Source organism: Sphingomonas montanisoli (assembly GCF_008274695.1).
Classification (GTDB): domain Bacteria; phylum Pseudomonadota; class Alphaproteobacteria; order Sphingomonadales; family Sphingomonadaceae; genus Rhizorhabdus; species Rhizorhabdus montanisoli.
This window is the reverse complement of the sequence record NZ_VTOU01000003.1, coordinates 79,199-91,842: the sequence shown is the minus strand read 5'-3', so window position 1 is coordinate 91,842 and position 12,644 is coordinate 79,199. Positions and strand designations below refer to the sequence as shown.

General features: G+C 59.8%; 6 protein-coding genes. All 6 read left to right on the top strand.

The genetic code is table 11. The features are described 5' to 3' along the window. The first annotated feature begins 12 nt into the window (after positions 1 to 12). The 6 genes from FYJ91_RS11630 (at position 13) to FYJ91_RS11605 (ending at position 12,582) form a co-directional block, all read left to right on the top strand. Entirely contained in the window at positions 13 to 813 is an 801-nt protein-coding gene (locus FYJ91_RS11630) for an aspartate/glutamate racemase family protein (protein WP_149522475.1), read from the top strand. Positions 814 to 1,002: 189 nt separating this feature from the next. After that, positions 1,003 to 2,022 (top strand): DMT family transporter, encoded by a 1,020-nt coding sequence (locus FYJ91_RS11625; RefSeq protein WP_246152587.1) that lies wholly within the window; start codon positions 1,003 to 1,005, stop codon positions 2,020 to 2,022. 5 nt (positions 2,023 to 2,027) lie between these two features. Next, complete coding sequence (locus tag FYJ91_RS11620) at positions 2,028 to 2,528, top strand: Lrp/AsnC family transcriptional regulator (RefSeq protein WP_246152663.1); 501 nt, start codon at positions 2,028 to 2,030, stop codon at positions 2,526 to 2,528. 199 nt (positions 2,529 to 2,727) lie between these two features. After that, positions 2,728 to 6,363, top strand: a complete 3,636-nt coding sequence (gene putA, locus FYJ91_RS11615; RefSeq protein WP_149522474.1) for a trifunctional transcriptional regulator/proline dehydrogenase/L-glutamate gamma-semialdehyde dehydrogenase — start codon at positions 2,728 to 2,730, stop codon at positions 6,361 to 6,363. Between the two features lie 281 nt (positions 6,364 to 6,644). Beyond that, positions 6,645 to 7,874, top strand: coding sequence for a DUF3422 family protein (locus FYJ91_RS11610; protein ID WP_149522473.1), 1,230 nt, complete (start codon positions 6,645 to 6,647; stop codon positions 7,872 to 7,874). A 49-nt stretch (positions 7,875 to 7,923) separates the two neighbouring features. Continuing rightward, positions 7,924 to 12,582, top strand: a complete 4,659-nt coding sequence (locus FYJ91_RS11605; RefSeq protein ID WP_149522472.1) for an NAD-glutamate dehydrogenase domain-containing protein — start codon at positions 7,924 to 7,926, stop codon at positions 12,580 to 12,582. Positions 12,583 to 12,644 lie beyond the last annotated feature (62 nt).

Here is a 12,644-nt window from a genome sequence, read left to right as displayed (position 1 = left end):
GGAGAAACGGGCATGTACGACCCCTGCGAACAGCCGATTCGTGTACGCTGGCTAAGACCAATCGGCCTGACGACATTCGATGAGCCTATTGCGCGACTGCTCTCGGACATCCGCCTCCCGGGTACAGAGGTAGAGGTCGCGTCTTTCGATATGCCGTTCAGTCCGCCGCATCTGGAATATCGCGCATATGAAGCGCTGATGGGCGATCGGATTGTCGCCACTGCGAGAGATGCGGGTCAAAATGGCATCGATGCGATGGTCATCGGCTGTTTCTACGATTGTTTTCTAGAAGATGCCCGCGAGCTTTCGGGTAACGCGATCATCATCGCTCCTTGCGAGGCCTGCCTAACCGTTGCCAGTGCGCTCGCCAATCGCTTCTCTATCATCGTCGGTCGCGACAAATGGATCGAGCAGATGCGTAATACGGTCGAACGTTACGGAATGGGAAGCCGGCTGGCGTCGTTTCGGAGCTTGGGCATGAATGTCCCGGAATTCCAGAAGGACCATGCTTTCACGCGCAAACGGATTATTGAAGAGGCCCGTCGTGCCGTGGAGGAGGATCGTGCCGAGGCGATTGTTCTCGGCTGTACGCTAGAGTTTGGATTCTATGCCGAGGTTCAAAAGGAGATCGGTGTACCGGTGATCGATGCCGTGATCGCGCCGTTCAAACATGCTGAGCATCTGGCACGACTGAAGCGCCAGTTCGGCTGGCAACCTAGCCGGGCGTGGAGCTGCGAAGCGCCGAGCGAAGAGGAAATGCGCAGTTTTGGCCTTTTCCAGACACAGCCTAAGCTTAATCGAACGGTTATCTAAACGCGGAGCCATGCACTGCGCATAATGCGCTTTTGCTCATGATCGCGGGCTCGACCATCGAAGGGCAGCTCGAAGGGGCATCGACGGACTGACCACGCGCGGAGCATCAACCTCGCGATCAACGAGCACCGAATTGGATGGCGCTCCAAGACTACTCAATGACCGCCCCTGAGACGCCGAGAGCTCCAGATGAACATAATTCGCGATAAACTCGACAAAGAAGGGTCGACCAGACATCCCGCCGCAGACAGGAGCACACTTTCTGCGGCAGGGCACACTGCTGCTGCACCCCTTAGCAAGCCCATGGATGGGCGCGCGTGGGGCTTGCTTTGCGCGCTATCATTGATGTGGGGCACGGCGTTCTACTTCACAACCGTTCAACTGCAGGCCCTGCCCCCCCTTACAATCGTCATGCTTCGCGTCGGCTTAGCTGCCACCGCCCTTTTAGGGTGGATGGGCGCGGCCGGCCTGAAATTCCCAAATATGACGAACTGGCCCATATTTCTTGGGCTTGGCCTACTTAACAATGTTCTTCCGTTTGCCCTCCTTGCTTTCGCTCAACAATCGATTTCTAGTTCACTTGCTGGCATCCTCACGGCGACAACGCCTTTATGGGGCGTACTGATCGCTCATTTTTTCACGGATGATGAACGCGCTACCCCCTCTAAGATTGCGGCTGTGCTCTTGGGCGCTGCCGGCGTTGCCGCCATGGCTGGCAATGATGCAGCTTCTGGGCTCAGTGTCGACTTACTGGCCCAATGCGCCTGCCTCGGAGCCTCTCTGAGTTATGCTTCAGCCGCAGTCTTGTCGCGGCGATACCTCAAGGGTGATCCATCTCCTCTTGCCGTCTCCACGGCGCAATTCTGCGTAGCTGCGGTAATCATGGTTCCAGTGGCGCTTTGGATTGACCGCCCGTGGACATTGCCTATGCCTGGACCAACCGTCTGGACCGCGACGGCGGGGGCGGTTTTGATTTCGACTGTCTTTGCCTACCTTGTGTACTTCAAGCTAATCGCGCGCGTCGGCGCGAGTACGGCGCTGCTCGTTACGTTTACGGTACCAGCTGTCGCCATGCTGCTCGGGATCGTGTTTCTCGGCGAGACGCTCTTGCCCGCGCATATTCTCGGAATGGCGCTCATAGCACTCGGCCTGGCAGCGATAGACGGGCGCTTTTTGCGGATAGTCATGTCTACGGGCGGCGTTCGGTGAACGGGCTGCCGAAAGTCCAAGGCGGCAACGTGGCGCCCGAGCATCCTTCAGATACTCCCGACCTCGACCATTTCGATCGCAAAATCCTGAAGGCGTTGCGAAATGATGGTCGTGTGACGTTCACTGAGCTGGCTCATCAGGTCGGCTTATCGAAGACCCCTTGCCAACAGCGTGTAAAGCGCCTGTGCGAACGCGGCGTCATTGTCGCGTTTCGTGCCATCATTGATCCTCAAAAAATTGGTCTCGATCATGTCGCTTTTGTCGAAGTGAAGCTCCTAGACACCCGGGAGAGTGCGCTTACGGAGTTCAACTTGGCGGTCCGTACGATTCCAGAGGTCGAGGAGTGTCACATGATCGCGAGTAGCTTCGATTATCTCCTGAAGGTGCGGACATCAGACATTCGAAAGTACAGGACTGTCCTCGGGGAGCAAATTTCCGCTCTGCCGCACGTAGCGAGCACCTCAACCTATGTTGCGATGGAAACAATACGAGAATCCGCCAGATAATCTCACCTCGCGAAGCCTACAGGTCCCTTCATGGAAACGGCAATCACCCCGGGCGGCAGAGCATCAGTCGAATCGATCATCTGTCCTTCAAGCACTTGAAAAATCGCCTGCCAACTTGTTTAAAATAAGTCGATCTTCGTGCTGAATGGCCGTTTGAAGTCGGTCTGATTCCGACGCCGTCGCTATCATCTTCGACGTTATGACCAGAGCGACCTTTGCGGCTTTTGCCGAGCCGATCAGCCCCCCCAGCAAGCTGCGCCAGTCGATCACGGCCGCGTATCGGCGGCCGGAGCCGGACTGCATCGCCCCATTGCTGGAGCAGGCAACGCCTGATGCCCAAACCGTGGAGAGAGTGCGGGACACGGCGCGCACGCTCATCGCTCGTTTGCGTGCGAAGCGAACAGGCTCTGGCGTAGAGGGGCTGGTCCGAGAGTTTTCCCTTTCGAGCCAGGAGGGGGTTGCGCTGATGTGCCTCGCGGAGGCGCTCCTGCGCATACCTGATAGCGCAACGCGCGACGCACTCATCCGAGACAAGGTGGCTGGCGGCGATTGGGCGGCTCACATCGGCGGCGGCCGGTCGCTCTTCGTGAACGCTACGGCGTGGGGACTTTGCGTCACCGGCCAACTGTTGGACAAAGAGTCCGCGCGTGGCCTCGCACCAGCGCTGACGCGGCTGATCGCGCGCGCCGGCGAGCCGGTCATTCGACGCGCAATGGACTTTGCAATGCGCATGATGGGAGAGCAGTTTGTCAAGGGAGAGACGATCAACGATGCTCTGCGGCGTGCCCGAAGCGTAGAGGCAAAGGGTTTCACGCACAGTTACGACATGCTCGGCGAGGCTGCCACCACCGCCGAGGACGCAGCGCGCTACTACCGGGACTATGAGCAAGCCATTCACGCGATCGGGGAAGCTTCTGCAGGGCGCGGCATCTACGCTGGGCCCGGAATTTCGATCAAGCTATCGGCACTGCATCCGCGCTACTCCCGTTCGCAGGCCCGTCGGGTTGTGGACGAGTTGCTGCCTCGGGTGAGGAGGCTGGCCAGTCTCGCGCGGCTATATGATATAGGTTTCAATATTGACGCTGAGGAGGCCGATCGTCTTGAGCTTTCTCTCGACCTGCTTGAGGGTCTGGCGCTCGACCCTGAGCTTGCCGGGTGGAATGGCTTGGGGTTCGTCGTCCAAGCCTATGGGAAGCGATGTCCATTTGTCATCGATTGGATCGTCGATCTTGCGCGCAGAAGCGGGCGCAGGATCATGGTGCGACTGGTCAAGGGCGCCTATTGGGATGCTGAAATCAAGCGTGCGCAAGTTGACGGCTTGCTCGATTTCCCGGTCTATACGCGCAAGGTCCATACGGACATTGCCTACATTGCCTGCGCGCGAAAGCTCCTGAGCGCTCCCTGTGAGATTTTCCCGCAGTTTGCGACACATAATGCGCAGACCCTGGCGACCATCTTCCATCTGGCCGGACCTGATTTCGAAATCGGCGATTATGAATTTCAGTGCCTGCACGGAATGGGAGAGCCACTCTACGATGAAGTCGTAGGTGCTCAAAATCTCAATCGGCCGTGCCGTATCTACGCACCGGTCGGAACCCATGAAACACTTCTCGCGTATCTGGTGCGCCGGCTGCTGGAGAATGGCGCCAATTCCTCATTTGTGAACCGGATCGGTGATCCCACCGTCCCCATTGACGAACTGATCACCGATCCAACAGTGGCGGTTCCGGGAGCCGCTCCGCTGGGCCAGAAGCATGCTGAGATCGCTCTCCCTGCCGATCTCTACCCTGATCGACGCAACTCCGCAGGGGTCGACCTCAGCGACGAGGCAGCGCTTGCCGCGCTTTCCCAGGCCCTAGCCGCCAGTGCGTCTAAAGAATGGCGGGCAGTCCCGGTTTTGGCGACCGCGGAAGTGCAGCGCCAAGAGCATGACGTCGTCAACCCCGCCGACACTTCGGATGTCGTTGGTAGGGTGGCCTTTGCGCTGCCCCGCGACGCGCGAGAGGCTGCGAGGCGATCAACTTCGGCTGCAAAATCTTGGCGGGCCATCTCGGTCGAACAACGCGCCGAGATTCTCGAACGGGCGGCAGATGCTGTGCAGGATAATATGGCGCCCCTCATCAGCTTGGCCATCCGCGAGGCTGGGAAAACAGCGGCCAACGCTGTGGGTGAGGTTCGCGAGGCCATTGATTTCCTACGCTACTATGCGGTTCAGGCCCGCGAAACACTTGGAAAGCAGTCGGAGGCTTTGGGCACCATCGTCTGCATCAGCCCCTGGAATTTTCCCCTCGCCATCTTCGTTGGCCAGATCGCCGCCGCGCTTGCGGCCGGAAACGTGGTGCTGGCTAAGCCTGCCGAAGAAACACCGCTCATCGCCGCTGAAGCCGTCCGCCTGCTTCATGCCTGCGGAGTTCCCAGCGACGTGCTGCAGTTGTTGCCCGGTGACGGCGCGATCGGAGCGGCATTGGTTGAGGCGCCCGAGACCGCAGGTGTCATGTTTACGGGCTCCACCGAGGTTGCGCGTCTGATCCAAGCACAGCTTGCCACAAGACTTTCGCCGCGTGGGGCGCCGATACCGCTCATCGCGGAGACCGGCGGTCAGAACGCAATGATCGTCGACAGCTCTGCTCTGGCGGAACAGGTGGTGCTGGACGTGATCGCATCGGCTTTCGATAGCGCCGGACAACGCTGTTCGGCTCTACGAATCCTTTGCCTGCAGGACGAGATTGCCGATCGGACCCTTCACATGTTGAAGGGAGCCGTCGCGGAGCTGCGGATCGGCCGCCCGGACAGCCTATCCACCGACGTCGGCCCTGTGATTTCGCCTCCGGCGCTGGAAAATCTGAATCAACATATCGCTGACATGCGCGGCAAAGGCTTTCGCGTCGAAACAGTTGGCTTCGCGGAAGGGACCGAGCAGGGGACGTTTGTCGCACCGACGATCATCGAGATCGACAGTATCGCTAATCTTAAACGCGAGGTGTTCGGGCCGATATTGCATGTCATACGCTTCCGACGTGACGGTCTCGAAGATCTCATCAAGGCTATCAACGGAACAGGTTTTGGCCTGACGTTTGGCTTGCATACGCGGCTCGACGAAACAGTCGACTTCGTGACGTCCAAGGTCCGCGCCGGCAATCTTTACGTCAACCGCAACGTCATAGGGGCTATCGTCGGCGTCCAACCTTTTGGCGGCCGTGGGCTTTCTGGCACCGGACCGAAGGCGGGCGGGCCGCTTTACCTTGGACGATTGACCCAAACCCCGTTGGTTCATCCTACGATTGAGAACGCTAAGGCGGACCCGGCACTGCTCGCTTTTGCAACCTGGCTCAGTGAACGGCAGTTTGAAGCCGCCGCTTCATATGCACGAGATTACGCCGCGGTGTCGCGCCTTCACCAGAAGCTGGCGCTCCCTGGACCCGTCGGTGAGCGGAATATCTATGAGCTTCATCCGCGTGGTCAGCTCTTGCTGATGCCTGAAACCCAATATGGACTCTTTCAACAGATTGCAGCCACGCTCGCCGCTGGCTGTGACGCCCATGTCGAAGGGATGCCGCTGCCGGCAGATCTGCCTGCCGCGGTCGCTGAGCGCCTCCAGCATCCACCGCACACTGGCTGCGCTGGCGTGCTGGTCGAGGGATCAGGTAGCCGCCTGTTGGACGTCGTCCGATCAATCACGACCCGCTTTGCGGAGATAGTGCCTGTGCATGCGGCGTCTCAAGCCGAGTGTCTCGGTCCCCGGGCATACCCTTTAGATCGTCTCTTCGAAGAGGTTTCGATTTCGATCAACACGACGGCCGCCGGCGGCAATGCAAGCTTGATGGCAATCGGATGAGCTGCCCGGAAAAGACTGAATCGGTCGCGACACATCAGAAGGATCAATAGCGATGGATGCAAAGAAATCTCACAACCCCGTGCCTTCCAATGCGACGGATGACGAACGACGCACAGTCATCCCTTCGAAGCTGCTTCGCAATGATCGAACGATTGGCTCCGGGGCTATTGCCGCGGCCCTTCTTTTCGTCCGGAGCCGATGAAGCGCTCGGGTCGGTCTGACCTGATACTGTGTCCGCTCCAGGGGCGGGCACCGACGTAACGATTGGTCCCGGCCCCGCCATGACGATGTTGATGTTACCAAGCCACCCCGATCGATCACGTGTTCTGGCTGAGCTGCACGCTCGTCCGTTCACGGCCGTCGACGCCCCGCGCCGGGTTCTCCATTTCGCATTTCAAACGAGCGCACGCGAAGCGCAGGAGGATGCTCAGCGGGTCGAACAGCTGGCTGCACGGTGCACCCCCGTGGGGCCAAAAGTCGAGAGGCGGCATCTGTCGATACCGACGGAGAACCTTCTTTGGGAGCGTCACGGCGAGTTCGTCACCTACACAATCGTAGTGCCGTTTGGGCATAAGGCGGATTGGCCTGAGCACCTCATCCCACCCGGGCGGCTGTTGGTGGCGGTGGACCTTCGTCTCGTCTCGGAAGGATTGCGACCGGCGGCCATGGTCCAAGCGTCGATCGCGGACGGGCGCGCTCTGATATCGACCGACTTTGCGGAAAATGCAGAGGGCTTCGTCGATATCACGATCATCAATCGAAACATGCCGTCCGATGTCGCGGGCGCGACAGTGCAGCGCGTTCTCGAGACGGAAACCTACCGATGCTTCGCGCTTTTAGGGCTACCCGTTGCGGAACGGGCTGCGGTGATCATGGGCAGGATTGAGGATGAGCTCCCTTCGCTCATGGAGAAAATGGACGCCGCGTCGACGCTGGAGGACAATCGCGAGCTTCTGGATCGACTGACGTCCATGACGGTAGATCTTGAGCGGAGCAGCGCGTCCACGCACTTTCGGTTCGGTGCAACCAAAGCCTATGCCGAGCTCGTTCGACTTCGCCTCCTCGCGCTTTCGGAGCGGCCAGATATGGGCGGTCCCGGACTGGCATCCTTTCTCTCGCGACGTTTCGAGCCAGCAATTCGGACGTGTGCGACGGTGTCGGAGAGGGAGGCCACCCTCGCGCAAAAGCTGACGCGCGCCGCTCAGTTGCTGCGCACCAGGGTGGAGATCACGCTCGAAAGTCAAAATCGCGATCTCCTCGAGACGATGGGAAACCGGGTACGGCTCCAGCTGCGGCTGCAGCAAACCGTCGAGGGCTTATCGGTCGCCGCGATTGCTTATTATGTGGCCAGCCTGTTCCATCTTCTGGTCGCCGGCCTCGAACCTGTCCGTGCACGGGTCGAACCCGAGTTGCTGACCAGCCTGGTTACGATTCCGATCATCGCTGCCGTCGCTTTCGCTGTGCGCCGGGTCCGACGACATCACATCGATGCTGATCCCTCCCTTTCCTGAGCTCTGACCTGGTTCGGCGCTGACAACCATTTTTGACCGAGAGAAAAGCATGACCGCCTCTACCGAGCGATGCCTACCCGAAGCCGAACTCCACCGCGCGATCGATAGCCTGCTCACGAATGGAGCCCTGCCTGGGGAACTTGAGCAATTCGATAGCGAGTTGCGCCGCGCAGCGGTCGATTTCATTAGTGCGATGGCTCTTAGGAGACTGCAGGGGCACCCTGCGATCGGCCTGGAACCACTCGATCCAAAGAGCCACCAAGGGCCCATGCGTCTGGTGATCGTCAACGACGATATGCCGTTCCTCGTCGATTCCGTCGCCGCATTGATGGCCGAGCGCGGGATCGCCATTCATCGGCTTCTCCACCCTATCATGGCGATGCAGCGAGATGGATCCGGTACGCTGAAGCAGGTAGCTGCGGCCAACATTGCCGAGCTGAACCGGGAGTCGCTTATCTACATGGAGATCGACTGGATCGATCCCGCTGCCTTGCCGCTTTTGACGCAGGAGATCCAGCACGTCCTGGGTGCGGTGCGGGAAGCGGTGGAGGCCTATCCTTTGCTGCAGGAAGCGCTTCGATCAAGCGCCCGCATGCTGAAGAGCGACGAGGCCGCTGAATTGCTCGCCTGGTTTCTCGACAGCAGAATGACGCTCCTCGCCTATGCTCGGATTGATCGGGCCGGTGCGGTCGAAGCGTCGCTCGGCTTGAATTCGGGGGCAGAGCCCTGGCTATCTGCTGCGTCCTGTCGGTCTGCTCTGGAGTGGTTCGAGGCCGGTCATACGGCTCCCCTTCTCCTCAAGGCCGAGCGGATTTCCCCGGTTCATCGCCGCGTCCCATTCGACCTGATCGTCGTTCCCGTCATGCGAGGGGACTCCATAAGCGGTCTGAGCGTCCATGCGGGCCTCTGGTCATCTGATGCTCTTGCCACGCGCCCGGACAAGGTTCCTCTTCTGCGGCAGCAACTTCGCATCCTGGCCGACGAGTTTGGCTTCGACCCCTTCACGCATGCGGGCAAAGCCCTGATCCATGCGATTCGTCGGCTTCCGCATGATTTGCTCACGGGGTTTCAACCCCAAGAGCTACGATCGGTTGCTCTCACCGCAATGTCGCTCGTCGATCGGCCGCGGTCCAAAACCGTCCTGGTTCGTGAGACGCTCGGGGGCCATCTTTTCGCGTTCGTTTGGCTGAACCGCTTCGATCTCACGACGAACCGGCGGGCGGCGATTGGCCAGCTTATCGCAGACGAGGCGCGCGGAAAGGTCGTGACGTGGTCCGTCGACATTGGCGACGGCGATTTGGCGCTTGTGCGCTATATCATTAGCTTGGTCGGAGCAGGCCGCGTACCTGCGGCGGCGGCGATCGATGACCGCGTCCAGGCGATGCTGCGAGGATGGCGTCCTGCGGTGGCCGCCGCGCTTGCAGAATTCATGTCTCCCGATCGAGCCGCGAGCTTGGCGCGCGAATATGCCGAAGCCTTTCCGACGGGATTCCGGACCCGATGCGACGCACGCGATGCCGCTCGCGATATCATGATGCTTTCCGAACTCGCGTCTGACGCTGATCGGGCGGTTCGTCTCAACGCACCTGAGCCAGACGCAGCCGCCCGGTTGCGCCTTCAGATATATTGTACGGGAGAATTTCTGCCGCTCTCGGATGTGGTCCCGGTTCTTGAGAATTTCGGCTTCATCGTCCTCAAGGAGATTCCGACTGCACTTGCGGACGGAAAGGGCAACATACACGAATTTCTCGTCGAAGCCCCGTCTATAGTCACAGATGGCATTCTGGAGGACGGGCCGACCATCGAGAGCGCGATTGCCGCTGTTCTGAGCGGGCACGCCGAGAACGACGCTTTCAATAACTTGGTCGTGCGGCTTGGGGTCGAGCCCCGCGCCGTCGTCCTGTTCCGCGCGTGGTTTCGATATCTGCGACAGACAGGCGTGCCTTATGGGTTGAGCACCTTCGCGGCCGCCTTGGCGAACGCACCCGTCGTAACAAAGAGCCTGATCGCCCTGTTCGACGCGCGCCTCGATCCGATCCATCATTCCGAGGCTCGGGCCGATCAAGCACGCTCTAACATCCGCGACGGCCTGACCAATGTGCAGGCGATCGATGACGACAGGATGTTGCGGCGCCTTTGGGGGGTGATCGAGGCGATCCTGCGGACAAATGCCTTCAGCGCGTCAGGTGACGAAGCGCTCGCGTTTAAACTGGATAGCGCTAACGTGCCTGGGCTCCCGTCCCCTCGGCCGTGGCGGGAGATATGGGTGTACAGCCCGCGCGTCGAAGGTGTCCATTTGCGGGCAGGCCCGATCGCTCGCGGTGGGCTTCGCTGGTCCGATCGCCGTGACGATTTCAGAACCGAGATCCTTGGGCTGCTTAAGGCACAAATCGTAAAGAATGCGGTGATCGTACCGACGGGTGCCAAGGGAGGCTTCTATCCCAAGAACCTGCCCTCTTCTCGCGACCGCGCGGCTTGGATTGCGGAAGGTACCGAAAGCTACAAGGTCTTCATCCGGGCGCTATTGTCCCTCACCGATAATGTCATCGATGGGGCGATCGTTCATCCGCCAGCGACGGTGCGCCACGATCCGGACGATCCCTATTTCGTCGTTGCAGCCGACAAGGGCACAGCTTCCTTTTCGGATGTGGCCAACGCCATAGCCATTGAGCAAGGCTACTGGCTCGGGGACGCTTTCGCGTCCGGCGGCTCCAATGGATATGACCATAAGGCGATGGGCATTACCGCGCGCGGAGCATGGGTTTCCGTCCAGCGGCATTTCGCGGAACTGGGGATCGACGTCCAGTGCGACCCCATAACGGTCGTCGGGTGCGGCGACATGTCCGGTGACGTCTTTGGCAATGGCATGCTGTTGAGCCGATCGATCCGCCTCGTCGCGGCATTCGACCATCGTAACATCTTCATCGATCCCTCACCGGATCCGGCCCTGAGCTGGGAAGAGCGGCAGCGGCTTTTCTCCCTGCCGTCGAGCAGCTGGCAGAATTATGATCCGACGCGAATTTCAGCCGGGGGAGGAGTTTACGACAGGTCGCAAAAGGAGATTGCGCTCTCCGCAGAGGCTGGCGGGTTGTTCGGGCTCGATGCCGGCAAGCACGATCCGGCGACGATCATCCGGGCAATCCTCAAGGCGCCGGTAGATCTGCTATGGTTCGGTGGCATCGGCACCTACGTCAAATCCAGTCACGAAACGCATCTGCACGCCCGGGATGTGGCCAACGATTCCCTTCGTGTCGATGCAAACCAATTGCGCGCCAAAGTCATTGGCGAAGGGGCCAATCTGTCGATCACGCAGGCGGGTCGTATAGAGTTCGGCCTACTTGGAGGGCGATCGAATGCCGACTTCGTCGACAACTCGGCGGGAGTCGACTGCTCTGATAATGAGGTGAACATCAAGATCGCGCTGAACGCGGAGGTCGCTTCCGGAAAGATGCTGCCCGAAGATCGTAACGCCCTGCTCGCAGCAATGACAGACGATGTCGCTGATTTGGTCTTGGAAGATAACCGCATCCAGTCCCTTGCGCTCTCGATCGCCGAACGCGGAGGTCCTGCGCAGGCTGCTTCGCAGATCGGGGTCATTGCCTATCTGGAGGCGAACCACGGTCTCAACCGTGACATCGAAGGTCTCGGCAGCGACGATCATTTCGCGCGTCGCGCGCGAGACGGCAAAGGGCTCACGCGCCCCGAGCTCGCCGTCATCATGTCACATGCGAAACTGACATTGCAGACGGCGATCGAAGCTTCGCCGTTAGCGAGTGACCCAGCGCTCATGGGACTTGTTTCAGACAGTTTTCCGCCGGCGATGAGGCAGCATCATCACGAGGCCATCGCTACGCACCAACTTCGACGGGAAATCCTCGCCACGAAGATCGCAAATATCGTAGTCAATCGTCTCGGCTTCAAAGCCCTATTCGAGTTGGTCGACGAGGAAGGTGTCAGCCTGGCCAGAGTGGCAGGTGCATATCTCGCCTGCGATCAGATTTTCGGACTGTCGGAGACTTTCGCGGCGATCGAACGGGAACAGATCGACGAAGCCGCTCGTATCCAATTGCTCGAAATCATGGCCAGGCTCTGCCGTCTGCAGGTCGCCAACATCCTCCGAAGCGCGCCGCAATCAGCGCTTCCCCACGGGATCGCCGCATTCCTTGCGCCCGGAATCCATCAGCTGGATTTAAGTTTGGTTGAGGGCGAGCAGGCCTCCGACGAAGCCACCGATTTGGCCGGGCACATCACATCGCTGGGCGCACATGCGAGTGTCTCCCAACGGATCGCTATTCTGCACCGGCTGAGCGAAGCGAGCCGGATTTCCAGCATAGCTGCAATCGGCGGCGGTAACGTGCTCGACGTAGAGCAAGCCTACACCCGGCTCGGAGAGGTCCTCAGCCTGGCTTGGGCATCGTCCTCGGCATCGCGGCTCAATGTTGTCGATGCTTGGGAACGACTCCAGGTCCGCGCGATCGCGCGGGATTGCCAGCAGCTACGCTCCGACTTTCTGTTAAGAACGCAACGCGATGGTACGTTGATCGACCTAGAAGAATGGTTTGCACACCATCAGGCGGCGCTAGAGCGGTTTAGGGCGCTTGCAGACCGCATTCGCGCCGCACCAACCACAACTGCCCCCATGCTTGCCGAACTGGTCAATCAGGCGCGTACGCTGTTGACGCGCCGAGCTGCCGATGGCGGGGCATGACGCTGTCGAATCGTTCCACTTGGCGATATGCCGAGATCAGACACCCCGTTTGCAGCTTCTTT

What these genes read in the sequence shown, in the direction of transcription:
- FYJ91_RS11630 (WP_149522475.1), top strand. Translation starts at nt 13, where the DNA reads ATGTACGACCCCTGCGAACAGCCGATTCGTGTACGCTGGCTAAGACCA.
- FYJ91_RS11625 (WP_246152587.1), top strand. Translation starts at nt 1,003, where the DNA reads ATGAACATAATTCGCGATAAACTCGACAAAGAAGGGTCGACCAGACAT.
- FYJ91_RS11610 (WP_149522473.1), top strand. Translation starts at nt 6,645, where the DNA reads ATGACGATGTTGATGTTACCAAGCCACCCCGATCGATCACGTGTTCTG.
- FYJ91_RS11605 (WP_149522472.1), top strand. Translation starts at nt 7,924, where the DNA reads ATGACCGCCTCTACCGAGCGATGCCTACCCGAAGCCGAACTCCACCGC.
- putA (WP_149522474.1), top strand. Translation starts at nt 2,728, where the DNA reads ATGACCAGAGCGACCTTTGCGGCTTTTGCCGAGCCGATCAGCCCCCCC.